This is a genomic window from Streptomyces sp. NBC_00727 (assembly GCF_045161745.1).
Lineage (GTDB): Bacteria > Actinomycetota > Actinomycetes > Streptomycetales > Streptomycetaceae > Streptomyces.
The window spans coordinates 3,893,621-3,916,055 of sequence record NZ_CP108981.1 but is presented as its reverse complement, the minus strand read 5'-3'; the positions used below and the strand labels follow the sequence as shown (position 1 = coordinate 3,916,055).

General features: G+C 70.2%; 22 protein-coding genes and 2 pseudogenes. 8 read left to right on the top strand and 16 right to left on the bottom strand.

What is annotated here, in order from left to right:
* Window positions 1-4 precede the first annotated feature (4 nt).
* The 5 genes and pseudogenes from OG242_RS17510 to OG242_RS17490 all read right to left on the bottom strand — a co-directional run bounded on the left by OG242_RS17510 (window position 5) and on the right by OG242_RS17490 (window position 6,142).
* A complete protein-coding gene (locus OG242_RS17510) occupies window positions 5-487 on the bottom strand; it encodes a hypothetical protein (RefSeq protein ID WP_405899056.1) in 483 nt (160 codons plus the stop codon).
* On the bottom strand, window positions 484-3,132 hold the full coding sequence (locus OG242_RS17505) for an RHS repeat-associated core domain-containing protein (protein WP_405901639.1): 2,649 nt from the start codon (window positions 3,130-3,132) through the stop codon (window positions 484-486). The genes OG242_RS17510 and OG242_RS17505 overlap by 4 nt, the downstream gene beginning before the upstream one ends.
* Before the next feature lie 618 nt (window positions 3,133-3,750).
* Window positions 3,751-5,012 (bottom strand): annotated as a pseudogene (locus tag OG242_RS17500) (putative T7SS-secreted protein); the annotation flags it as partial.
* A 104-nt stretch (window positions 5,013-5,116) separates the two neighbouring features.
* Window positions 5,117-5,722: a hypothetical protein gene (locus tag OG242_RS17495; protein WP_405899055.1), complete on the bottom strand. Its 606-nt coding sequence runs from the start codon at window positions 5,720-5,722 to the stop codon at window positions 5,117-5,119.
* A 38-nt stretch (window positions 5,723-5,760) separates the two neighbouring features.
* Window positions 5,761-6,142: pseudogene (locus OG242_RS17490) on the bottom strand (SseB family protein).
* 351 nt (window positions 6,143-6,493) lie between these two features.
* On the opposite strand from OG242_RS17490, the gene OG242_RS17485 reads away from it, so the two are divergent.
* The gene (locus OG242_RS17485) at window positions 6,494-6,742 is read left to right on the top strand and encodes a hypothetical protein (protein ID WP_405899054.1); all 249 of its coding nucleotides are present in this window, start codon (window positions 6,494-6,496) and stop codon (window positions 6,740-6,742) included.
* Window positions 6,739-6,981 carry a hypothetical protein gene (locus tag OG242_RS17480; protein WP_405899053.1) on the top strand — a complete coding sequence of 81 codons (243 nt, stop codon included), beginning with the start codon at window positions 6,739-6,741 and terminating at the stop codon, window positions 6,979-6,981. The genes OG242_RS17485 and OG242_RS17480 overlap by 4 nt, the downstream gene beginning before the upstream one ends.
* Before the next feature lie 19 nt (window positions 6,982-7,000).
* Here OG242_RS17480 and OG242_RS17475 read toward each other — a convergent pair whose 3' ends face one another.
* Window positions 7,001-7,804: a hypothetical protein gene (locus tag OG242_RS17475; protein WP_405899052.1), complete on the bottom strand. Its 804-nt coding sequence runs from the start codon at window positions 7,802-7,804 to the stop codon at window positions 7,001-7,003.
* Between the two features lie 200 nt (window positions 7,805-8,004).
* On the opposite strand from OG242_RS17475, the gene OG242_RS17470 reads away from it, so the two are divergent.
* Complete coding sequence (locus tag OG242_RS17470) at window positions 8,005-9,021, top strand: phosphotransferase family protein (RefSeq protein WP_405899051.1); 1,017 nt, start codon at window positions 8,005-8,007, stop codon at window positions 9,019-9,021.
* Between the two features lie 7 nt (window positions 9,022-9,028).
* Here the strand turns inward: OG242_RS17470 and OG242_RS17465 are convergent, their stop codons facing one another.
* Both OG242_RS17465 and mshA read right to left on the bottom strand, forming a co-directional pair.
* On the bottom strand, window positions 9,029-9,553 hold the full coding sequence (locus OG242_RS17465; RefSeq protein WP_405899050.1) for a YbjN domain-containing protein: 525 nt from the start codon (window positions 9,551-9,553) through the stop codon (window positions 9,029-9,031).
* A 110-nt stretch (window positions 9,554-9,663) separates the two neighbouring features.
* Window positions 9,664-11,028 (bottom strand): D-inositol-3-phosphate glycosyltransferase, encoded by a 1,365-nt coding sequence (gene mshA / locus OG242_RS17460; protein WP_405899049.1) that lies wholly within the window; start codon window positions 11,026-11,028, stop codon window positions 9,664-9,666.
* 211 nt (window positions 11,029-11,239) lie between these two features.
* Here mshA and OG242_RS17455 point away from each other — a divergent pair, with 211 nt between their 5' ends.
* The 3 genes from OG242_RS17455 (at window position 11,240) to OG242_RS17445 (ending at window position 15,177) form a co-directional block, all read left to right on the top strand.
* On the top strand, window positions 11,240-12,019 hold the full coding sequence (locus OG242_RS17455; RefSeq protein WP_405899048.1) for a class I SAM-dependent methyltransferase: 780 nt from the start codon (window positions 11,240-11,242) through the stop codon (window positions 12,017-12,019).
* A 289-nt stretch (window positions 12,020-12,308) separates the two neighbouring features.
* A complete protein-coding gene (locus tag OG242_RS17450) occupies window positions 12,309-13,388 on the top strand; it encodes an NlpC/P60 family protein (RefSeq protein ID WP_405899047.1) in 1,080 nt (359 codons plus the stop codon).
* Window positions 13,389-13,833: 445 nt separating this feature from the next.
* On the top strand, window positions 13,834-15,177 hold the full coding sequence (locus OG242_RS17445; RefSeq protein WP_405899046.1) for a PP2C family protein-serine/threonine phosphatase: 1,344 nt from the start codon (window positions 13,834-13,836) through the stop codon (window positions 15,175-15,177).
* On the opposite strand, the gene OG242_RS17440 is transcribed toward OG242_RS17445, so the two are convergent.
* From OG242_RS17440 to OG242_RS17425, 4 genes are all read right to left on the bottom strand, one after another.
* Complete coding sequence (locus tag OG242_RS17440; protein WP_026242615.1) at window positions 15,159-15,494, bottom strand: DUF2516 family protein; 336 nt, start codon at window positions 15,492-15,494, stop codon at window positions 15,159-15,161. The two genes, OG242_RS17445 and OG242_RS17440, sit on opposite strands and share 19 nt — an antisense overlap.
* Window positions 15,495-15,608: 114 nt before the next feature.
* Window positions 15,609-16,283 (bottom strand): hypothetical protein, encoded by a 675-nt coding sequence (locus OG242_RS17435; protein WP_405899045.1) that lies wholly within the window; start codon window positions 16,281-16,283, stop codon window positions 15,609-15,611.
* A gap of 50 nt (window positions 16,284-16,333) precedes the next feature.
* Window positions 16,334-16,765, bottom strand: coding sequence for a helix-turn-helix domain-containing protein (locus OG242_RS17430; protein WP_405899044.1), 432 nt, complete (start codon window positions 16,763-16,765; stop codon window positions 16,334-16,336).
* Window positions 16,766-16,833: 68 nt separating this feature from the next.
* Complete coding sequence (locus OG242_RS17425) at window positions 16,834-17,682, bottom strand: alpha/beta fold hydrolase (RefSeq protein ID WP_405899043.1); 849 nt, start codon at window positions 17,680-17,682, stop codon at window positions 16,834-16,836.
* A gap of 74 nt (window positions 17,683-17,756) precedes the next feature.
* Here OG242_RS17425 and OG242_RS17420 point away from each other — a divergent pair, with 74 nt between their 5' ends.
* Together OG242_RS17420 and OG242_RS17415 are read left to right on the top strand one after the other, a co-directional pair.
* Window positions 17,757-18,377, top strand: a complete 621-nt coding sequence (locus OG242_RS17420) for a sigma-70 family RNA polymerase sigma factor (RefSeq protein WP_405899042.1) — start codon at window positions 17,757-17,759, stop codon at window positions 18,375-18,377.
* A 10-nt stretch (window positions 18,378-18,387) separates the two neighbouring features.
* Window positions 18,388-18,708, top strand: coding sequence for a hypothetical protein (locus tag OG242_RS17415; protein ID WP_405899041.1), 321 nt, complete (start codon window positions 18,388-18,390; stop codon window positions 18,706-18,708).
* Between the two features lie 13 nt (window positions 18,709-18,721).
* Here the strand turns inward: OG242_RS17415 and OG242_RS17410 are convergent, their stop codons facing one another.
* The 4 genes from OG242_RS17410 to OG242_RS17395 all read right to left on the bottom strand — a co-directional run bounded on the left by OG242_RS17410 (window position 18,722) and on the right by OG242_RS17395 (window position 22,429).
* The gene (locus OG242_RS17410; RefSeq protein WP_405899040.1) at window positions 18,722-19,375 is read right to left on the bottom strand and encodes a TetR/AcrR family transcriptional regulator; all 654 of its coding nucleotides are present in this window, start codon (window positions 19,373-19,375) and stop codon (window positions 18,722-18,724) included.
* A gap of 66 nt (window positions 19,376-19,441) precedes the next feature.
* On the bottom strand, window positions 19,442-20,695 hold the full coding sequence (locus tag OG242_RS17405; protein ID WP_405899039.1) for a GNAT family N-acetyltransferase: 1,254 nt from the start codon (window positions 20,693-20,695) through the stop codon (window positions 19,442-19,444).
* 74 nt (window positions 20,696-20,769) lie between these two features.
* Window positions 20,770-21,756, bottom strand: coding sequence for an asparaginase (locus OG242_RS17400; RefSeq protein ID WP_405899038.1), 987 nt, complete (start codon window positions 21,754-21,756; stop codon window positions 20,770-20,772).
* Between the two features lie 46 nt (window positions 21,757-21,802).
* Window positions 21,803-22,429: an ABC transporter substrate-binding protein gene (locus OG242_RS17395; RefSeq protein WP_405899037.1), complete on the bottom strand. Its 627-nt coding sequence runs from the start codon at window positions 22,427-22,429 to the stop codon at window positions 21,803-21,805.
* Window positions 22,430-22,435: the final 6 nt, after the last annotated feature.

Here is a 22,435-nt window from a genome sequence, read left to right as displayed (position 1 = left end):
CGCGTCAGCCGAGGCTCACGCTCCATACGTCGCCGTGACCCAACCATTCATCGCGCTCTTCGCCATCGCTGCTGACCAGGACGGAGACCTTGGTCTCGGTTGCGCGGTACTCCTGGAAATCGCCTTGGTCGATGCTCCGCAGCGCCGGAGCGCCCGGCAAGCTGGAATACGCACTCCGCAACTCGTCCCACGTGAGGTACCGAGGGAAGCGATCCTGCATCTTCGCAGACCAACGCTCAGCCATGTCGGCGCGACCGGCCAGCCTGTGCAACTCGACAGACCCCCCGGACACCCGCCACTCCTGGTCGAGATTCAGATAGAACTCGATGAAACCGTAATCGCGGCGCATCGAATCGCCATCTTCGTCCACAATGTCCACGAAATCGAAATCAACGGCCCGTTGCATATCAGACGGAGTAGATCCGACGCCAATTCCGTAGATTCTTCCCGTTGCAATGAATGAAACAATTCTCTCAAGGGCGCTCACGGCCACCCCTCCAGCTTCTCAATGAGATTTGTCATTTCGCCTGCCCGGTTCTTATTATTTCCCCAGTTGTGATCGAGCATGTGCTCCCGCGCGGAAGTGGCCTTGGCGAGTAGATCGGCGCGAAGCTTAGGATCATTGTTCACGGCATCCACGGCTTCTCGAACACTCTTTTCGGAGGCCCAACCGTGTTCGAGCCTGATCGGCTCGCCCGCAATCTTTCCACTGTCATCCACAAAAATCCGAACTTCGTCTTCAAGGCCAGGTTTCTTCTTCAGAGGGATGTGGACGTGGGCACCTTTGGTAGCCCAATCGGGCGCCACGGGAGATACACGCACCTTGCAGGGCTTCAGCCCCAAAGGATCTGCCCACGTGTGTGGGCTTGTCACATACGACACAGTGTTGGGGGCCGGCCGGAGACCCAAGGGGTCGACTGTCACGTAGCGGGCAATTTCAGGGTCGTAGTACCTGTGTACGTTGTAGTGAAGACCGGACTCGGGGTCGAAATACTGGCCGGGAAAGCGGAGAGGCGTGTACGCGGCACTCGACACCGACCACGAGGTCTTACCCCACAATGTCGTACGTGCACGCCAGGCAATTTCGCCGGATTCGTCAATGAGCTCGCTCGGCGTTCCAATCAAATCTGTAACGACAGAAAAGAATCGTTCATTAATAACTTCTTGTGACGGCCCTCCATGAATCACGCGCTCCGATTGAGTCAGCGGGCGTACGCCTTCGTGATCCCAAGTGATCAAAACAGGGTTCGGTAGGCCCCTCCCGCTGGCCCGCTGCTCGCAGAGATTGCCGTCGTCCCAGGTGAAGGAGGTCTGCTCGTGGATGGAGGACCCATCACTCGCAAGACGTTGCTTGGCTACACGGCGCCCGAGGGGATCGTACAAGTAGCGCCACTTCACCCCATCCGGCGTGAGCACTGCAACAAGTCGGTCCTCTGCATCCCACTCATATCGCCATGTCTCCGGCTTCCGTGAAAGTCGACGTTTCTGGCGGAGGATGACCCGGCCCTGGGCATCATGCTCGTAGCGGACGCCTCCTGCCGCGTCGATGCGTGTACCTGTGTACGTCCGTGCACCCATGGCCTCCTGCCCCGGGTGTTCCGAAGGCCAGGCGGCCTTGATCTGATTTCCGGCCGAGTCGTACGCGTATTGCTCCTCCCAGTCGGGTGCGCGCACGGCCGTAACACGTCCGACTGCGTCGACATCGAATTTCTGGGCGCCACGCATCCGGTCGTCGATACCGACGACGTTGCCATCAGCACGGTATGCATAGGCTCGACGCTGAACGGTGCGACCCGAGGCCGTGATTCGCTGCTCGGTAAGCCGACCCATGATGTCGAATTCATGTCGGCTTGTAACCGTTTTTCCGATATGCCGGACCAGCTCCTGCCCGGCAGCATCGCGGTCGAAGGTGAGCTTACGGCCAGATGTCGTGAGCTCGTTACGGCGGCCCGCTGCGTCGTAAGTCCACGCGCTGACGACACCGCCGGGGGTAGTTCTGCTGATTCTTCGCCCGAGAGCGTCATGCTTGAAGGTGAGACATCGGCCATTGACGCCTTCAAATTTCAAGCGTCCGTGCCGATCCCGAATTCTAGTCAGGGTGACATCGGGTCCTGAGGCCACGGCCAGCTGGTCGAAGTCGTCATATTCGTAGCGGGTGAGCGTTCCGTCTACGTACTTGCGCAGCAGTTGGCCGAGTTCGTTGCGTTCGAAGCGGATGATCTGGCCGGCGCCGTTGGTTCGGGATACGAGGCGGCTCGCGGCGTCGTAGGTGTACACGAGCGTTCTTCCGTCGAAGTCGCGCTCCCGGACGAGGCGCCCCACCGCGTCGTATGTGTAACTCCAGCGCAGTCCTTGCGGGCTTGTCACTTCAGTGAGTCGAAGCAGCGAGTCGTGGCCGAACTCATGTCGTGCCGAGTCCGGTCCGGTACGTGCGACGAGCAGGTCGAAGTCGGAGTACTCAAAGGTGGTGACGCCTCCCATCGAGTCTGTGTGCGAGAGGCAGTTTCCCTCACCGTCGTAAGTCCAGGACTGTCTGCTGCCATCGGGGTCGACACGATGAGCGAGATTCCCTTCCGGGGTCCAGGCGAACCATGTGACAGTCCTCAGGGCATCCGTTATCGCAACCGGACGGCCGTAGGCGTCGCGTTCGTAGCGAGTCGTCGCGCCCAGCGGGTCGGTGATCTCGGCGAGCAGACCGGCAGCGTCGCACCGTACGGATGTGCGATGGCCGAGCGCGTCGGTCACGGACGTGATGCGCCCCGCCCCGTCGTACGCATAGGTCGTCGTCGCGTCGGAGGCATCGGTGATCGATGTTCGGTTACCGCGTTCGTCGTACGTCTGCCGGATGACTGTCCCGTCTGCGCTCTTGACCCGCACCGGTAGGCCCAGGGTGTTGTATTCGGCCGTCAGCTCTCGCCCGTCAGGGCGGGATACCGAGGTCAGGCGGCCCTGCTCGTCGTAACTGGAGCGAGTGGTGTGCCCGAGCGGGTCCGTGACTGACAGAAGTCGGTGGTAGCGGTCGTACTCATAGCGGGTGACCACACCAAGCGCGTTGATCTCGGCGACGACCTGGGATCGAGCGTTGATCACATATCGCGTGGTATTGCCGAGCCCATCGGTCGTGGACGTCATGCGCAGGCCGGTGGCCGGATCGATGTCGTCCCAGGCAAAGTGGGCTTCGAGATGACCGTTGGCCCCGGTTTGGTATACGCAGCGGTCATGCTCGTCGTAGCTGTATTCGTACCGGCTTCCGTTGGTGTCCGTCCAGGCAGTGATACGGCCGAGTTCGTCGTAGTCGAAGCGAAGCGGCGTGCCGGAGGAGTTGGTGACCTCGGTGAGGTGGCCTTCGGTATATCCGTATCGGAGTATCTCCTGGTCGCTGCCGTCCGGCGCGGCACCCGCCAGGTGCAGTGCAGTGACTCTGCCGTCATGCGTCGTGAGTTTCAGGCGATAACCGCCGTGGTGGACGATCGATGTAGGGGTACCGAGGTCGTCGTACTCAAAACTGATCCAGCAGCCGTTGCGGTCGTCGATCTGGGCCAGCAGCGCCAGTTCCCCGGCGGGATGGTCTACGAAGTGCCGGACGCAGCCGGCTTCGGGGTCGGTGATGGTGTAGCCGCCATCCACCCGGTCCAGCGGCCAGCGTCGGCCATGTGTGGGCATGACGGGCGCCCCGGGGGCAGGGTGCGGGTAGGCGAGCAGACTGCCCTCGTTACAGCTGAAGACCACGCCTTCCGCATCGATCTCCAGACGCTGGTCAACCGTGCTCGACCAGCCGTGGCCGAACCATCGGCCGCCACGGTACGAGGAGTCGAAGACGCGCTCGAAAACAAGTGGTAGTGACCCTGGCAGGGCGATGTCGGTCTGTGGGAGCAGCATGCGGCCGGTCGCAACATCGACGGGGTCCCCAGCACACTTGACGACTGTGCACTTCTTGGCTGCGGAGTCGGGGTTCTTTTCGTGACCGTGACGATTCCTTCCCGTGGGCCGTTCGAGAAGGTCCTTCATCCCAGCTCGCAGACCACCCTTGAACAGGCCACCCCCCTTGGTACCGAATAGTTCGGGAATGAGTCGGCCAAAGAACTCCGAGGGATCGCCCTTGGCCGCGTTCCAGGTGTTCTTCAAGGCGCGGTCGGGGTTGGCACCGGTGGAGACGAGACCGGCCAGTGTGGTGTGGACGCCCTTGTAGTACTCGGCCGGGTGGGTCAGGTTGTACGGGTCTTGTGGATCTACGGAGCGGACGAAGTCGACCAGGCCGGCCGTGCCCTTGACGGCACCGCCGAGAACGTGGGCGAGCTCGATACCTTGACCCATGCCATGGTCGAAGAACTCCTGCTTGAGCCGGTCCATGCCGGCCGGCACCTCTGGCGCGTGTGCCAGAGCCGCGCTGATCAGACTCTTGGCTGCTGCCGCCGCCTCGTTGCGCGCCTGTCGGGCATGGTTCAGGACCTCTTGCGCTTCTTGTCGCTTGGCCAAACCCGGGTCCGAGAACTCACCGGGATGCGGGAGCGGGTGATCAGTATTGCGAGCCGCGTTGTACGCTCGCGCCTTCTCGTTGTACGCAGAGACGGCTGTTTCGGTGCGTTGCTTGCCCTCTCCGTAGAGGGCAATGGCCTCGTGGGCCTTGTTCTGGGCGCTGGCAAGCGTGTCCGCGTATGCCTCCAGCGCCGTGGCCGCGTCATCGAAGGCAGCCGCCGCGCGCACCCAGTCAGTGGGCAGCGTCTGAAACTTTTCCCGGAACGCGTCGGCGGCAGCCCCTTCCAATGACTGGAGTCGAGCTTCTTCATACCGCGAGCAACGAGATCGAACGCGCTCTCGAAGTCCCGGAGGTTCTTCACCGATGTGGCGATCTTCCCTGGTTTGCCGTGGATCAGCTCGTCGGCCTCCTCGCTCTCACCCAGCTGCCTCTCATCGACCTGTGCGCCCAGCGCCGACGCGGTCTCGTCCCCCCAGTCCTCGACTGCGTCCGCCCACTGGTCGACGCCGACCTTCTCCAAGCCGGCTCCGACCATGTCGGTACCGTGGTCGACCACCTCACCAACGAACTGCTTTCCCTTGCCGACGAGTTTGCCGGCGCCGTCGACGAGCCCGTCGCCAAGTTTCCCCCAGTCCACCTTCAGCCCCCCCGACCCCATCGCGGCTGTTCAGCCTGGTCAATCGTGCCCTGCGACGGGTCGAGGTGATCCCTCAATTGTTCGTCCACCGACGCTCGCAGATCCGAACCAATGAAACCCTGATGCTCCATTGAGTCGAGTAGTGAGTCCGACACGTCGTAACCGGTGTCCTGCCACAGCTGGTTCACTTCGCTCCGTGCCTCAAGCATGGACTCCGCACTGAAGTCGGGGTTGTCATACGCTGACTGGCTGCGAATCGTGTCCCAACTCAGGCTCTTGACCTCATCCTCGGACAAATATGGGTTCCCGTTCAGGGAGTTCACCCCGATCTTGAGTGAATCCTTCATGTACTGCTCTTGCTCGGCGAAGGAACCCGCGGACAACCCGACCCCGAGGGCGAAGCTGTTGCCCCGTTGAGTCAGGGCACGCACTCCCCACTCCCACCGGCTGCAGAACGTGTCGAACAGCGTCGCCAATCCCGAATGCCCCAGCTCCATCCCCGACAACGACAGATCGGAGAACCCGCGACCCACCGACGCCTCTCCGATCATCCCGAGATCCTTCAACTCGGAATGCGCCAGGTCGATCCCCTTCGCAATGTCGGCCAACGCCTCAGGCGGAACCCGGAGCTCTGCCTCCTCCCCGCTCACTGCACGCCCGCGACATCGACCGCCACGGCGTCCGGCACGATGCCCGCCACCGGCGGAAAGAGCATTCCGCCGTCCTCAGTGCCCGCGTCCAGCGCTACGCCCCCCGGGCCCGGCAGCAACGGCACCATCACATCCAGCAAACGTGCGCCCAGAACGGTCTGGTAGGTCCACTCCCGCTGAGCTTCCCCACGGGCGCGCGAACCGGGCCAGCGCTTCCTCGTCCGAGAACGCGCAGATCCAGCGCACCCCATTCAAGTCCGCAGACCACAGGCCGCCCCCCTTGTCCAACGGAACCAGCAACGGCGTACGCCGGAACTCGCCCAACAGCAGGGCGAACTCCCGCCGGGCGGCCACGGTTGGGGAGTTCCCATGTGTCATGGCAAAGGCCAACTCCGCCTCGCGCGGCATGGGCGACGCAACGGGCACGGACAGGTCAGCCGAGGTATTGGGCTTTGAGCGCTGGGCGAGCGGACGGACCCTGCCGTCAGCGGCGCCATCTCCGTAATCGAGCACCTGTCGCATATTGTCATGGTGCTCTTCCGTAGAGCAACGAACAGAATTGGCCAGCCAGCTGCTGCACAGTCCGAAGTTCTCCCCAATCCTGCGTGCTGGGGACGGTTGCTTGGCATAGCCCCCACGTCACCGGGTGTGGGTACTGCGTTCTGTCTCCACCATCGACTGCACGCCCCGTACCCTGACCCCCACGCGGGGAAGAGCGGGAGGGCGGTCATGGGTGAGCCGTTGAAGACCTTTGTCGGGGGTGCCGAGGTCGAGGTGCCCAACAGCATTCCGGCGATCCGCGACGCGTTGCCCGAGGGGCGGCGGGAGGAGTTCGACCGGGCGATCAACGAGGCCGGGGTGCACGAGATCCAGGCCGTGATGCGGCACTGGATGCTGGAGGCCGTGCCCGATCCGGAGGCCGAGCGGATCCTGGACCGGCTGGCGCGGGACGAGGCCGAGAGGCGGAACGTCGCTTGAGCTTCCGGATCTCCTACGCGCCGCCCGCCGACGACACCCTGGCCAAGATGGGGGACGGTGACACCTTCCGGGACGAGATGGCGGGGACCCTGGGGGTCGAGCCGTACGGGCACGGGTCGACCGCCGTCAAGGGGGAGCACGATCGCCGTGAGGCGACGGTCGCCGGGGCGATCGTGCTCTACTACGTCTCCGGGTCGGTCCTGACCGTCACCGTCGTACGGCTCGTCCCGCTGCCCTGACTCCGGGTCAGGCTCCGGGTCAGGCGAGCTTCTTCGCCTGCGCGTCGATCACCGCGGTCGGCAGGTCGAAGTCGCCGCCGCCGCCCATGGCGGCGAGGTTCATCGCGCTGAACGAGGCGACCGTGGTGCCCTGGCGCAGAGCGATGAGCTTGAAGGTCATCTTGTCGCCGCCCGACTCCAGGCTCACGGTCCAGGCCGCCGCCTCCTCGCCGCCCTTGACCTGCTCCTCCGCGATCTTGGCGACCTTCTGCTTGTCCCCGGCGACGGTGAGCGTGAAGCCGCCCGCGCACTCCGTCGCGGCGGTGCGCAGCGAGGCCAGCGTCTCCTCGGCACCCTTGCCGTCGTACGAGGCGAGCGTGGTCAGCGTGGTCGTGACGTCGAAGGCGGCCTTGAACGCCTCCTCCGGGTCCGCGGTGTCCTTGTCCGCGCCCTTCTTCGGCTCGCTGGCCACCTTGCGCTGCGTGGACGCGGCGGGCGAACCGGCCTTGGCGCCCATCAGCAGGTCGCCGAAGACGTCGCAGGGGGCCTTGTCCGCGGTCACGTCCTTGGCGTCGACCGCGTCGGCCGGACCCGCCTTGGTGATCTTGTGGCCCTTGACGTCGCCCTGCGCCAGCGAGACCTTCTCCAGCTCGGCGGCGGACAGCGCCTTCGCGGAGGCCTGGTCGGCGCCCTTGTCGGGGCCCTTCTCCGACGGCTGGGCCGAGGAGCCGGCCGCCTTGCCGCCGTCCTTGTCGTCGCTGTCCGAACCGCAGGCCGCGGTGAGCAGGGCCAGGGACATCACCGTGGCGGCAACGGCGGTACGGCGTATGGCAGTGGGTCGCATGGCCCGTCCTTCTGTCTCAAGGTGTTTCGCCCGCACGCGAGCAGCCCCGCCGGGTTCGGCGCGGCTGTGAATGGGGGTGCGTGGGGGTGATCAAACTCTATGAGCCCGCTGTGGTTTAGCAAACCTTTACCGTGGGCATCGCAGGTGATCGTGACGACGTCGTGATCACTTCGCTCACACCGTTCAGGGGGAGGCAGTCCGTGCCGATCGATTCCGTTCTCTCCGATGTGCTGGGCTCATTGGGCATACCGCCCGGCGCGGTCGCCTCACGCGAACCGCTCACCGGGGGCACGTACAACGCCGTCACCCGCGTCCGCCTGACGGACGGCCGGGAGTGGGTGGTGAAGACACCGCCGCCGAACTCCGGGGTGTGCCTGTCGTACGAACACGACCTGCTCGTCAACGAGGTGACGTACTACGACGCCTGCGCCTCGCTCGCCGAGAAGACCGCCGTGCCCGCCGTGGTGCGCGCCGAGCCGGACCCGGCCGCCGCCACGGGCGCGTACGTGGTCATGACCGCCCGCCCGGGACAGCCCTGGCACGAGCTGACCGGCGCCCTGGCCGACGGCGAGGAGGCGCGGCTTCGCACCGCGCTCGGGCGGATCGTCGGCCGGCTGCACGGTGTGCCCGCGCCGGGCGGCTTCGGCTACCCCTCGGGGGCGCTCGGCCCGCTCGCGCCCACGTGGCGGCAGGCGTTCACGGCGATGACGGACGCGGTCCTGGCCGACGCGCGGAGGTACGCGGCGCGGCTGCCCCGTACGGCCGCGGACATCGGCACCGTGCTCGGCACGGCCTCGTACGTGCTGGACGACGTGGCCCGGCCCGCGCTGGTCCACTTCGACCTGTGGCAGGGGAACATCCTGGTCACGGGCGGGCCCGGGGAGCGCCGGGTGGGCGGGATCGTCGACGGGGAGCGGATGTTCTGGGGCGACCCGGCCGCCGATTTCGTCTCGCTCGCCCTGTTCGGGGACATCGCGGACGACAAGGACTTCCTCGCCGGTTACGGGGACGCGGCGCCGGACGGGCCGGTGGAGTTCGACGGTTCGCTGCGGCTGCGGCTCGCCCTCTACCGGGCGTATCTGTATCTGATCATGCTGGTGGAGACCGTGCCGCGCGGCACGTCCGGGGAGCAGCTGGAGTGGACCTGGAACGAGGTCGCGCCCCGGCTGGAGGCCGCCCTGGTGGAGGTCGAGTCCGCGCCGCGCGTGCGGGAGTGACCCGGGATCAGCTCTCCGTGCGCTTGGTGAGGTGCGCGAAGGCGTCGAGGTTACGGGTGGACTCGCCGCGCGAGACCCGCCAGGCGTACTCCTTGCGGATCGCGGTCGCGAAACCGATCTCCAGCAGGGAGTTGAAGGCGCCGTCGGCCGCCTCCAGTACGGAGCCGAGCAGCCGGTCCACCTCTTCGGGCGTCACCACGGAGAGCGGCAGCTTGCCGGTGAGGTAGATGTCCCCGAGCTGGTCGATCGCGTAACCCACGCCGAACAGGCGCAGGTTGCGCTCCAGCAGCCAGCGGTGCACCGCCGCGTCGTTCTCGTCCGGGTGCCGGATGACGAACGCGTTGAGGGAGAGGCTGTGGGCGCCCACGATCAGTGAGCAGGTGGTGGCGAGCTTGCGGGTGCCTGGGAGCTGGACGACGTAACTGCCCGGCGCGGGGCTCTCCCAGTCGAGCCCGGCGTCCGCGAAGGCCGCTTCGAGGACCTGTGCGGCCCGGGTGGCCTCGTTCTTCGCCGGTACGGGTGCGTCAGCCATGTTTCGAGCGTACGTCAGGCGGTAAGGGCGCGCGGTCGGAGGCGGGTGCCGGGGGGTACGGGGCACCCGCGGGCGGTTTCGCGCGCGGCGGGTGCGGGCAAGGCGCGAGGTCACACCTGCCGGATGCGGGTCCGCCTGCGGTGTTCCTGGATCGCCGCCGTGTAGACCTCGGCGGTGGCGGCCGCCGCCGTGTCCCAGCCGAACCGCTGGGCGTGCTCCGCCGCCGCCCCGCCCATCCGGGCGACGAGCTCCGGCGCCGCGGCGAACCGCTCCAGCGCCTGCGCGTACGCCGCCGGGTCGTGCCCGGGGACGAGGAAGCCGCTGACCCCGTCGCGTACGGCCACCGGGAGGCCGCCCACGGCCGCCGCGACGACGGGCGTCCCGGCCGCCTGGGCCTCGACGGCGACCAGGCCGAAGGACTCGCTGTACGAGGGCATGACCAGCACGGACGCGGCCCGGAACCAGTCGGCGAGCTGGTCCTGCCCGACCGGCGGGTGGAACCGTACGACGTCCGCGATGCCCAGCCGGGCCGCGAGCTTCTGCAGCCCCTCCGGCTTGGCGAGGCCGCTGCCGCTGGGGCCGCCGACGACGGGCACCACGATCCGGGAGCGCAGGGAGGGGTCGCGGTCGAGCAGCACGGCGACGGCGCGCAGCAGCACGTCGGGGGCCTTGAGGGGCTGTATGCGGCCCGCGAAGAGCGGGATCAGGGCGTCCTGCGGCAGGCCCAGGCGGTCGCGGGCGGCGGCGCGGCCGTCGGCGGGGCGGAAGCGGTCGAGGTTGACGCCGGGGTGGACGACGGCGACGGCGTGCGGGTCGGCGTCGTAGAAGCGGACGAGCTCGTCGGCCTCCTCGGCGGTGTTCGCGATCAGCCGGTCGGCCGCGTCGACGATCTGCGTCTCGCCGATGACCCGGGCGGCGGGCTCGGGGGTGTCGCCCTCGGCGAGCGCGGCGTTCTTGACCTTCGCCATGGTGTGCATGGCGTGCACGAGGGGAACGCCCCAGCGCTGTGCGGCGAGCCAGCCGACGTGTCCGGAGAGCCAGTAGTGGGAATGGACGAGGTCGTAGTAACCGGGGCGCTGGCCGGCCCACGCCTGCATCACGCCGTGCGTGAAGGCGCAGAGCTGGGCCGGCAGCTCCTCTTTGGCCAGGCCCTCGTACGGTCCCGCGTCGACGTGGCGTACGAGGACACCGGGCGCCATCTCCACGGCGGCGGGCAGGCCGCCGGTGGTGGAGCGGGTGAAGATCTCGACCTCGATGTTGATCGCGGCGAGCCGCTTGGCCAGCTCGACGATGTACACGTTCATGCCGCCGGCGTCGCCCGTCCCCGGCTGGTGCAGCGGGGAGGTGTGCACGGAGAGCATCGCGATGCGGCGGGGCCTGCGGTGACCGGCGGTGAAGGAGCCGGTGAGACCTGCAGGGAACCTGCGACGCGGTGCGCCACGACTGCTGCCGAGCCGAGAGACGTACTGGGTCACGTCGTCCGTCCTCCTCGCTGGGCCCCGGTGCCGGCATGGTTCACGGCATGGCACCGAAGGGGCGCACGGTCCCTTCGGAGGTGGGGAACAGCGGAATCCCTCCTTTCATTTCCGCATTGCCAAATCATTACGGTGTAGACGCGGCGTGTCGCCACGATGCTCTCCCGCCCGGCCGGCGCCCGCATCCGCCCGGATCGTTACGCTCTGTGTCATGCGCCCGATCGGCACCGCGACCCGCGGGACCACCAACCCGAACCGGCTGCGCCGCATGGACCGCTGGATCGCCGCCACGCACGGCCCCGCCCTGCGCCGCGCCGCCCTTCCCGTCGCCGTCGACCTCGGTTACGGGGCCGCGCCCTGGACCGCCGTCGAGCTGCTGGAGCGCCTGCGCACCGCCGAGCCGCGCACGGCGGTGGTCGGCATCGAGATCTCCCCCGAGCGGGTGGCCGCCGCGCAGCCGTACGCGCGCGAGGGCCTCGCCTTCCGGCACGGCGGCTTCGAGATCCCGCTTCCGGAGCGGCCGGTGCTGATCCGTGCGGCGAACGTGCTGCGTCAGTACGACGAGGGCGAGGTGGCCGCCGTCTGGCAGCGGCTGTGCGACCGGCTGGCGCCGGACGGGCTGCTGGTGGAGGGCACCTGCGACGAGATCGGGCGCCGGCACGTGTGGGTCGCCCTGGGGCCCGAGGGGCCGCGCACGGTGACGTTCGCGACCCGGCTCGGCTCGCTGGACCGCCCGTCCGATCTGGCCGAGCGGCTGCCGAAGGCGCTGATCCACCGCAATGTCCCGGGCGAGCGGGTGCACGCGTTCCTGCGCGACTTCGACCGCGCGTGGGCGGCTGCGGCGCCGTACACCTCGCTGGGGGCCCGGCAGCGCTGGATCACGGCGGTGCGGGCGCTGTCCGGCGACTGGCCGTTGACGGACGGGGTGCGCCGCTGGCGTCAGGGCGAGGTGACGGTGGAGTGGGCGGCGCTGGAGCCCGGGAGGGCGTGAGGGGGCGCGTTTCCGCGCTGTCCGGGTGCGCCCTCGTTGCGCCGGAATTCACCCCTGCGGTGGGAACGGCGGGCGGGCATCGTTCGTCGGAGTCTGTGGAGCACCGGTGGGGTGGGGTTGGCGGGGAGTGACGGAATGGCGAAGTGGTGCCCGTAGGCCGGGACGTGTCTGCCTCTTGTTGCTTTTCGGTACGGCATGGCACGATCTCGTCGAGACCACATGTTACTGACGGTTAATCAGATTGTTGGGAACTGCTCGAACAGTTGGGAACTGCTCGGAGGGGGAGCTCGTGTACCGACGTCACTGTGGAGCCGCCGCGATCACTCTGGTCTGCGCGCTGGCGGTCCTCGCCTCGCCGGTGCAGGCGTTCGCCGCCCCGGCTCCGCCCGGCCCGGACGGGCCGAACACGCCTTCCGCGGCGGCGGAGCCCGGCACGAAGAGCCTCGAAGAGGTGCGCGCGGAGATCGACGAGCTGTACCTCAAGGCGGGCGCCGCCACGGACGCGTACAACCTCGCCGAGGAGAAGGCGAAGAAGCAGTCGGGCGAGCTCGTCGAGCTGGCGCAGACCATAGCCGAGGGCCAGGCGAAGATCGCCGACCTCAAGAACCGGGCGGGCGCCCAGGCCCGCGAGCAGTACCGCAACGCCGGATTCCCGCCGGGCGCGCAGCTCATGCTCAGCGGCGACCCGCAGCTCTTCCTCGACGGGATCAGCCGCGCCCGCCAGGGCCAGCAGGCCACCAAGGGACTCCTGGGGCAACTGACCAGGTCGCAGGAGGACTTGGAGACCTACACCAAGGACGCCAACACCAACTGGACCAAGCTCGAGGCGAGCCGGGTCAAGCAGGCCAAGGCGAAGAAGAAGATCAACGCGCAGATAGCGGCGGCGAAGAAGCTGGAGTCGCAGCTGGAGAAGGAGGAGCGCGTCCGGCTCCTCAAGATGGAGCAGGAGGAGGCGCGCCGGGCGCAGACCTCCTGGCTCGGCTCCGGAGCGCTGAAGGAGATCAACCGCGAGGCGAGCCCGCTCGGCAAGAAGGCGCTGGCCTTCGCGACCGCGCAGATCGGCAAGCCGTACGTGTGGGGCGCGGAGGGCCCCAAGTCGTACGACTGCTCCGGACTGACGTCCCAGGCGTGGGCGGCGGCGGGCCGCCCGATCCCGCGCACCTCGCAGGAACAGTGGCGCCTGCTCCCCCACATCGAGATCAAGGACATGCGCCCCGGCGACCTGATCATCTACCACGCGGACGCCACGCACGTCGGCATGTACGTGGGCGACGGCCAGATCGTCCACGCCCCGCGCCCCGGCCGCAACGTCACCCTGGCGGGTGCGGGCTCGATGCAGATACTCGGCGTGGTCCGCCCCGACGCGTAGTCCTGGGGCGGACGGCGGGGGGGGGCGGTGCACCCTCGGCGAGCGCGGTGGTGTGCCGTCGCGGGCGCCCTGCCGGGCGCCGCAGCCGGGTGGGCGCGGTGGTGTGACGGGCCGGTGCCTGGCCTCCGCGTCGATGCGGCGCGGGCGCGGGCACCGGTAGTCCGCCTCGCCCCGGGCCCCGGGGAGCGCCCCCGCCACCCGCGTGAGGCGGGCCACTTCGCCCGCCCCGGGCCGCGTGACCTTTGTCATGTAGGCGAACCGCGCCGCATCGCGGCCACACGTGCCTGATCCGTGGTGGGACGCGGCTTATGGCGGTGCATATGCCGGGCGGCGCCCGCGGGTCGGCATTCCGTTCGTGCGGGCCGTAACGCTATGGTCCCCGTCTGGCGGGTCGTCGATCGTCGTTCCGCCGCGCCCTCGGGGGGAGGGAAGGAAACCCGAACCGATGCCCGTACCCGTACCGCAGCAGTGTTCCGCGCCCGCCGAGGAGAACAGCTCCGGCGCCGGCCTCACGCTCCTGGTGATCGAGGACGACCCCGCGGGCACCTTCACCGCTCCGGAGCTCTCCGTCGCGGCCGGTGCCCGGGTCCGTATCCGTGCCGCCCGCAACCTCACCGAGGCCGGCCGGCTCCTCACCGACGACGTGGACTGCATCCTGCTGGACCTGGCCCTGCCGGCCGGCACGGAGACGCGGGGCGACCGGGACGGCGAGGAGGACGGGCTCGCCACGCTCAAGCACGTACTACGGATCGCACCCCGGCACGCCGTGCTCGCCCTCACCGCGGAGGACGACGCCGAGCTGGCCGCCGAGGCGGTCCGGGTGGGCGCGCAGGACTACCTGTTCCGGGGAGAGCTGGACAGCAGGCTGCTCAGCCGGGCCATCCGCTACGCCGTGGAGCGCAAACGCGCCGACGTGGCGCAGCACCAGCTCACCGAGTCCCGGCTGCGCGCCCAGGAGAACGCCCGGCTGGAACGCGGGCTGCTGCCCACCCCGCTGCTCGACGGCTCCGACCTGCGCTTCGCGGCGCGTTACCGCCCGGGTCGCAGCCGCGCGCTGCTCGGCGGGGACTTCTACGACACGGTCCGCACCCCGGACGGCACGGTCCACGCGATGATCGGCGACGTCTGCGGCCACGGCCCGGACGAGGCGGCGCTCGGCGTGGAACTGCGCATAGCCTGGCGGGCGTTGACGCTGGCAGGGCTGTGCGGCGACGAGCTGCTGTCCACGCTCCAGCAGGTCCTGGAGCACGAGCGGGAGAGCGAGGAGATCTTCGCGACGCTCTGCACCGTGGACATCGCCCCGGACGGCCGCCGCGCGGGCCTGTGCCTGGCGGGCCACCCCGCACCGCTGATCACCCGCCGGGGACGGCCCGCGCAGCTGCTCCCGTACGAGGACGGCGGGCCGGCCCTCGGCCTGCTGCCGCGTGCGCGGTGGCCGCGCCGGCAGGTGGAGCTGGGCGGTTCCTGGAGCCTGATGATGTACACGGACGGCCTGATCGAGGGCCGCGTCGGCGACGGTACGCAGCGGCTGGGCCAGGACGGCATGGTGGCGATGGTCAACCGGCAGCTGGCCGACGGGCTGACCGGTGAGGACCTGCTGGAGGCCGCGGTCACCCAGGTGCGGGAGCTGAACGGCGGCGAGCTGACCGACGACGTCGCGGTCCTGCTGCTCGACCGCGACGCGGAGTCCGCCCGCCCCCGGACCCCCGGCGGCGGGCGGACTCTGAACATCCCGCGCCCGCGCCCCGGCCGGGCCGCGCCGGCGGAGGTTCAGCGCCCGCCGTTGTAGGGGCCGTACGGGCCGTCGCTGCTGGAGCCGCCGCGTCGGCGGCCACCGCCGGAGACGGCCTTGAGCGCCGGCCGCACGTCCACGAAGAAGACGATGCTGGCGATCAGCCCGGCGAGCTGGAGGAAGAGGAAGGGCACCCAGAGGTTCACCGCGACCGCGACGCCCAGGATGATCAGCCAGAACGACTTCTTCTGCTTGTCCGCGGCGCGGTAGGCGTCCTCACGCGCCATCAGGGCCATGACCAGCGCGACCACGGCGAGGACGAGCATGGCCGTGTAGATCAGCCCGAGGAACGAGTTGAAGCCTTCGAGCAACATGATGTGCACCGCCTAGTCAGTGGATAGCGCCTCGCGGCCAAGGTACCGGGACAACGACCGGGCCACCCGGAATGTGCCCACCCGCCGCCCCGGCACACCTGCCGGGACGCACGGCTACTTGGCGGAGGGCGGCGTGGCCTTCTTCGCGGCGGGCTTGCGCGCGGGCGCCTTCTTGGCGGCGGCCGGCTTCGCGGCGGCGGGCTTGGCAGCCGGCTTCGGCTTCGCGGTGGCGGCGGCCTTGACGTCGGCCGCCTTCGCCGGGGTGGCGGGCTTCGTGGCAGCCGGCTTCGCGGCCGGGGCGGGCTTCGCGGCGGCGGCCGCCGGCTCCGGCTCCTTGCGCGGCTCGACGACGACGGCGATCTCCACGATCTCGTCGGCCGTCTCGCCCCGCCACGTCCGCACGGTGCGCTCGCCGCGCTCGGCGACCTTCTCGTACGTCTCCCGGGCCCGTACCGCGTACTCGGCGGCCACACCCACGCCGCGCAGCGCCAGGTCCTGGGCGTTCTCGCCGAGCTTCTTCAGGTCGGTGTCGAAGGCGCCGATCACCTCGGTGACCTTGGCCTGCAGAGTGGCCTGCGCCTCCCGGGCCTGCTCGGCGACCTTCTCCTGGACCACCTTGGGGTCGGTGTTGCGCACGGCCTCGATGCGGTCGGGCGCCTCGGCCCGCAGCTGTTCGAGCAGCGCCGGGACCTTGCGGGCCTGGCGGACGGCCAGGTCGGCGGTGCCGGCGGCGAAGTAGAGGGGGGTCGGGTCGGTGAGGGTCTTGCGCAGGTCATCGGTGATGGCCATGACTGTGGTCCTCCCGGATCATCAGGCTCGGTGTGAGGGTGGTGGAGCTCTCAAGCTGTATCGGCAGCACTGCCGTCGGCATTGAAGGGAGCGTCCTCGCCGGGCGCGTCCCCGTCGCCTGCCCCGGGCTCGTCGTCCAACCCGTTCTCCTTGCGGAAGGAGGCGTAGATCTGGAGCAGCACGCTCTTCTGGCGCTCGTTGATCGACGGATCGGCGAGGATCACCGCCCGCGTCTCCAGCTCGTCCGGCTGCCGCTCGTCCAGGATTCCGGCCCGCACGTACAGGGTCTCGGCGGAGATGCGCAGCGCCTTCGCGACCTGCTGCAGCACATCGGCGCTGGGCTTGCGCAGCCCGCGCTCGATCTGGCTGAGGTACGGGTTGGACACCCCGGCGGCCTCCGCGAGCTGCCGCAGCGAGAGCTGCGCGCTACGGCGCTGCTCGCGCAGATACTCGCCGAGATTGCCGACGTTGAGTGAGGCCATGCCTCGATGCTGCACCCACTTGCTAACTTTTGCAAGCGACCGCTTGCAAAAGTGTCCCTTGCCGCTCCTCAGCCGCACGGCCCGAAGAACTCCGCCACCACGGCCCGGAACGCATCCGCGTCGTCCACCCACGGACAGTGCCCCGCCCCCGGCTGCACGACGAGCGAGGCGTCCCGGAACAGGGCGGCGAAGGCGGCCACCGCGGACGGCGGGCTGTTCAGGTCGTACGCGCCGGCGAGCAGGTGTACCGGCGCGGCGAGGTTCGCGAGGGCCCTGCGGGTCTCCGGCGGGTCAAAGGCCCCCTCGGCACCGAAGAGGGCGACGGACTCCGGGTTGGTGGGGCGGCCCAGCGCCTGTTGGCGGCGGGCGGCCTCGTCCCAGCGGCCGTGGAAGAACGGTTCGACGGCCGCCCAGTCGGTGCCGTTTCCGTGTGTGATCGCCTCCAGCGCGGGGAAGGCCGCCGGGAACCACGGCTCGCCGCTCCTCAGCCGCGCGAGCGCCCTCCGCTCCTCACCGGTGATCTCGATGCCGACGGCACGCGTGCTGGGGGCGATCAGGGCCAGCCTGCCGACCCGGTCCGGGTGGCGCTCCGCGTACCGCACCGCGATGTTCGCCCCGGCCGAGTGGCCGAGCAGGTCGATGCGGTCGAGGCCCAGGTGGCGGCGCAGCGCCTCCACATCCCCGGCGAGGTGGTCGCAGCGGTACGTGGTGACGTCCGCCGGGACCGCCGAACCGCCGTTGCCCCGCAGATCGAGGACGACGAGGCGGCGGTACGCGGACAATCCGCCGAGGTCGCCGAGGTAGCGCGAGTCGGCCGGGCCGCCCGGCACGCAGACGACCGGGGCGCCGGGGCCGTCCCCGTACACGTGGTAGGCGAGCCGGGTGCCGTCGGGCGCGGTGAAGGTATGAGTGGCCATGGGTGCAGCGTCGCACTCATAACCGGGTTGTACAACCTGGTTATGACGACGCGTTCCCGGTATATAACTGGGTTGTGGCAGGCGAACAGAAACACCCCAGCAGCACCGCGCTGACCGAGGAACAGGCCGCGCGCATGCTCGCCGGGATGAACGAGGTCATCCGCGCGGGCGAGGAGATGCGCAGGCTGCGCGCCGAGATGATCAAGGTGTTCACCGACCTCGGCTGGACCCAGGAACGCATCGCCCGGCTCACCGGCATGAGCCAGCCCGCCGTCTCCAAGCAGGTCGTCAAGCACCGCGAAGCCGGGCCGCCGCAGCCCATGGACCTCGCCCTCGGCCAGGTCGATCCCCCGTGGCTGGAGGGGCGGCTGTGGGCCGTGGCCGAGGACATCGCGGAGACGTACGGCGCAGCCGCCCGCTGCGCACGCGCCGTCGACGTCCTCGCGCGCCACCGGAAGCGCTTCACGCCCGAGAACACCGACGCCCTGCGCCGGCTCGTCGAGGAGGACCTGCGGCGCTACGGGGGCGAACTGGCCGCGCACCGGGCCGCGTACGACGAGATCAGCCGCGCGCTCGACGTGCCGTCACAGGCCACCGGCACCCCGCCCGGCCCGGCCTCCGTACGCCGTACCCTCGCCCACCGCCTGCAACTCGACCGGCTCCGGGGTGGCGACGAGCCGCCCGCCGGCCCGTAGGCTCGTCCGCATGGACCAGCTCCTGCCCCTCCTCGTCTGCGCCGGCGCCCTCGCGGCGGTCATGGGGCTCCTCGGCTGGGTGGCCGTGCGGGCCCGAAGGCGCGGGCTCGCCGGGTCTGCGCTGCAGGCCGCGATGGCCTCGTACGACGAGGCGTTCCGGGTGACGGCCCACGAGTCGTACTACGAGATCCGCGCTCAGGCGGACCGGCAGGCCCCGATGGCCGCGCCCGACGACCCGTGGCGCTCGCCGTACGAGCTGCCCCGCGCGCCGCGTGGCGAAAGGCCCCGCGGGGCCGGCAAGACGTTCCTGCGCTGGTGGCGCCGGGGCTGACCCGCGCGCCGCGTCAAGGCCCCTCCAGCCCGGACCTCAGCTGCGCGAACCCGCCTTCCGCCGCCTCCACCGCCTCCCCGTACAACGCGTCCGCCGTCGCACCCGCGTTGATGCGGCGCCAGTTCTCCGAGGCCAGGATGCGCTGGACGGCGATGATCTGGCCCGCCGCGAGCCGGTCCGGGGCGCGGCCGCCGAGGGCACGGGCGAGGGCGTCCTCCGAGCGGCTCAGGTAGGCGTGGAGGCGGGCCACCAGGGCCGGGGTGCCGTACAGCAGCGCGTGGTACGCCAGCACCTCCGGCGCGTCGCACAGGCCGGTGATCGGGTCACGGCGCGCCAGGCCGTCCAGGAAGTGGGCCCGGAGCGCGGCCAGCGGGGTCGTGCCGGCCGGGCGGGCGGCGACCACCCGGGCGGCCTCGTCCTCGTGGTCGGCGAACCGGTGCAGGGCCAGGTCCTCCTTGGCCGGGAAGTACCGGAAGAGCGTCGGCTTGGAGATGTCCGCGGCCGCCGCGACCTCCGCCACCGACACCTTGTCGAACCCGCGCCGGAGGAACAGGGCGATCGCCGCGTCCGAGACCGCCTGATAGGTCAGCTGCTTCTTGCGCTCCCGCAGGCTCATCGGCGCATGCCCGTCCGCCGACCCGTCCGACCTGGCCTTCTCTGCGCTCATGACTCCGAAGCGTACGCCCTTGACCTCAAGCGGAGTTGAGCCCTCCGCCCCGCCGGCCCCCTTCCGTCAGAACACGTCCGGGCACCAGGCCCGCCGCGCCGCCCGGAACACCGCGTCCGCACTCGCCGCCGCGCCCGGGGTCAGCTCCGCCACCCGGCCCAGCGCCGCCAGCCGCAGGACCGATTCGTCACCGAGCCAGAGCGTCCCCAGCTCCCGTACGTCCAGGGCCAGGTCCGCCGAGCGGGTGGTCGGCGCGCAGGTGGCGCCGTCCGGCGAGGCGTCCAGATGGAAGCGGCCGGCCGCGAGGCCCGCGTCGTCCCGGATCTCCAGCACCAGGGAACCGGGCACCGCGTAGGTACGGGTCTCCAGCGCGCGTACGACGTCGAGGACGCGCACCCACAGGAAGTCCGCCTGGGTCACCACGCGCGCGGCGCGCGGGTCCGGCAGCAGCAGTGGGAGCAGGTCGTCGGCGGGCCGGTTGCCGGTGCGGATCGTCGAGATCCAGTCCACCGAGCAGAGGAAGTGCCACAGCGACCGCTCGGCCGCCGGGGTCACCGCGATCATGTCGCGCACCTGTGCACCGTTCAACGGCTGCTTGGCGTCGCTCCAGTTCTCGTCGGCGCGGTAGACCAGCATCCCGTCGACCGTCCCGTCGGCGCCCCGGTACACGGCGTAGAAGGGTTCAGTCCAGTGGTCCCGGGCGAAAACACCCTCCCCCGTGACCTTGTCCCACCAGCGGGCGTCACGGCTCACCGCACCGTGCTGCCGGGCCCGCAGCCGGTCGTGCAGGGCGGGGCCCAGCTTCCGCGCCTCCGCGCCGTCCACCAGGTCGATCCGGCCGCCGTCGCCGTCCGCCGGGACCCGGCGGTGCGGGTCGAGGCCCGTGCGGTGGACGTCGATCTCCCAATGCGTGGTCCAGGCCGCCGGACCGAACCCGTACCGCCCGTAGATCGGGTACTCGGCGGCGATCAGCGTCGCCGCCACGTCACCGCGCTCCTTCGCCTCCGCCAGGTCCACCGCCATCAGCCGCGAGAGCAGGCCCCGGCGGCGGTGGGTCGGCGAGACGGTGACGTTGGTTACCGCGTCGGTCGGCACGGTGGCACCGCCGACCGTCGTCAGCTCCTGGGCGAACGAACGGAACGTCGCCACGCACCGCCCGGCATCGAACGCCCCCCGCGTGCGCGCCAGGTCCATGTACGGCAGGCGCCCCGTCACCTCCTCCTCGGGCGGCGTGGGCTGCCTCAGGAAGCCGGTGTTCAGGGCGCGCAGCCAGTCGGCGAACTCGGACGGGGTGACAGGGCGTATGTCGAGGGCGTTCATGCGCCCCACGCTAGGCAGCAAGGTGCGGGATGTCGCCCGGTTTTGACGCCCGTACGCGGGGAAGGGACGGGGGCTCAGAACACCGCCCGGATCTCCCCCACCTCCGCCGCCCCGCCCAGCAGCGGCGCCCGGCCGATCCGGCCGACCACCGGGGCGTCGATCCCGAGCAGCCCCAGCGCGCGGGCCAGGACCGGGCCCAGCGCCCGGGTCGAACCGTCGTCGATCTTGAAGGCCAGCGCCCGGCCGTCCGCCAGGGCCACCGCCTGCACGGCCTCCGCGCCCATCTTGGACAGGGTGCCGGGCACCTCGCGCATCAGCCAGGTGTCGGGGCGCCGCGTGCCCGCCACGTACTCCGGGTGCGCGCGCATCGCGTCCGCCACCCGGCGCTCCGCCGTACCCGGCTCGGCCGTGACGAAACCGCGGAACGCCCGCGCGAGGCCCACCAACGAGATGGCCATCAGCGGCGCCCCGCAACCGTCCGTGCCGACGGCGGCGACCTCTTCGCCGGCCGCCTCCTCGACGACCTGGTGCACGAGCTGCTGGAGCGGGTGCGCGGGGTCCAGGTAACCGGACAGGTCCCAGCCGTTGAGCGCGCAGGAGGCGAGCATCGCCGCGTGCTTGCCCGAGCAGTTCATGACGATCCGCTCGCGGACGTGGCCGGCGGCCAGGTACGTCTCGGCCTCCGCCGCGTCCAGCGGCAGGTCGGGCGGGGTCTGCAGATCCTCGGGCGACAGTCCGTGCTCGGCGAGCATCTTGCGTACGAGATCGAGGTGGAAGCCCTCGCCGGAGTGGCTCGCGGCGGCCAGCGCCAGCCGCTCCCCGGACAGGTCGAGCCCGGCCCGCAGCACCGCCGCGGCCTGCATCGGCTTGTTGGAGGAGCGCGGGAAGACCGGCGCCACCGGGTCGCCCAGGGCCAGCTCCACGCTGCCGTCGGCGGCCAGCACGACCAGCGAACCCCGGTGGTGGCCCTCGGTGAAGCCGGACCGTACGACCTCGGCCAGCACGGGCAGGGCGGGGGCCTGGTCGGATATGGCGGGGGTGCGGGCTGCGCTGGAGGTCATGGTGGCCTTCCGGGGACGGACGGGACCCGCCCCCGGAGGGATCGCCTCAGGCGAGCAGGTCGTCTACTTGTGCTTCCCCGTCACGGTACCTGCGGGCGATCTCCGCGCCGCAACCGTCCGCCGTGCGCTGGAGCCGGTGCCGGCGCCGGGAGACCTGCTGCTCGTAGCGGACCAGGCGGCCCATCGCGGTGTGCAGCTCTTCGTCCGTCCGGGCGTCGAGGTCCGACAGCTCGACCTCGGCGAGCGTCTCCGCCGCGAGCCTGCGGTATTCGTCGCTGCGCGGCGTGGACAGCGTGACGTGCCGGGCGGAGGAGCGCTGCGGGGACGGGGCGTCGGCGAGGATCTCCGGCAGCCGGTCCACCACCGGCGACTCGGGGTCGCGGCGCCGGGCCAGCTCGGCCCGCAGGATGTCGATCCGCCCCTGGACGAGCCGCCGCACGTAGCTCAGGTCGGCCTCGTCGCGCTGCGCGTCGCGGCGCCGGGTGCGCAGCTCCGGCAGCCTCAGGCCGGCGAGGTCGGGCCGGGCGCCGTCACCGGCGTCGTCGCCCTGCCCGGTCCGCTGTACGGGCGGGCGCATGGTGCTGATACTCGTACCGGTACCGCTGTTGCCGCTGATGCCGGGACGCGCGACCGGCACTGCGCCCGGGGACTGCCCGGTTCCATGGGTGCTCATGCTTGT

Bases quoted from the DNA above. Each gene is read 5' to 3' on its own strand.
- OG242_RS17505 (WP_405901639.1), bottom strand. From the start codon at position 3,132: ATGACGTCCACGACCGATGGGCTCGGCAATACCACGCGATATGTGATC.
- OG242_RS17485 (WP_405899054.1), top strand. From the start codon at position 6,494: ATGGGTGAGCCGTTGAAGACCTTTGTCGGGGGTGCCGAGGTCGAGGTG.
- OG242_RS17475 (WP_405899052.1), bottom strand. From the start codon at position 7,804: ATGCGACCCACTGCCATACGCCGTACCGCCGTTGCCGCCACGGTGATG.
- OG242_RS17465 (WP_405899050.1), bottom strand. From the start codon at position 9,553: ATGGCTGACGCACCCGTACCGGCGAAGAACGAGGCCACCCGGGCCGCA.
- OG242_RS17455 (WP_405899048.1), top strand. From the start codon at position 11,240: ATGCGCCCGATCGGCACCGCGACCCGCGGGACCACCAACCCGAACCGG.
- OG242_RS17445 (WP_405899046.1), top strand. From the start codon at position 13,834: ATGCCCGTACCCGTACCGCAGCAGTGTTCCGCGCCCGCCGAGGAGAAC.
- OG242_RS17440 (WP_026242615.1), bottom strand. From the start codon at position 15,494: ATGTTGCTCGAAGGCTTCAACTCGTTCCTCGGGCTGATCTACACGGCC.
- OG242_RS17435 (WP_405899045.1), bottom strand. From the start codon at position 16,283: ATGGCCATCACCGATGACCTGCGCAAGACCCTCACCGACCCGACCCCC.
- OG242_RS17430 (WP_405899044.1), bottom strand. From the start codon at position 16,765: ATGGCCTCACTCAACGTCGGCAATCTCGGCGAGTATCTGCGCGAGCAG.
- OG242_RS17425 (WP_405899043.1), bottom strand. From the start codon at position 17,682: ATGGCCACTCATACCTTCACCGCGCCCGACGGCACCCGGCTCGCCTAC.
- OG242_RS17415 (WP_405899041.1), top strand. From the start codon at position 18,388: ATGGACCAGCTCCTGCCCCTCCTCGTCTGCGCCGGCGCCCTCGCGGCG.
- OG242_RS17410 (WP_405899040.1), bottom strand. From the start codon at position 19,375: ATGAGCGCAGAGAAGGCCAGGTCGGACGGGTCGGCGGACGGGCATGCG.
- OG242_RS17405 (WP_405899039.1), bottom strand. From the start codon at position 20,695: ATGAACGCCCTCGACATACGCCCTGTCACCCCGTCCGAGTTCGCCGAC.
- OG242_RS17400 (WP_405899038.1), bottom strand. From the start codon at position 21,756: ATGACCTCCAGCGCAGCCCGCACCCCCGCCATATCCGACCAGGCCCCC.
- OG242_RS17395 (WP_405899037.1), bottom strand. From the start codon at position 22,429: ATGAGCACCCATGGAACCGGGCAGTCCCCGGGCGCAGTGCCGGTCGCG.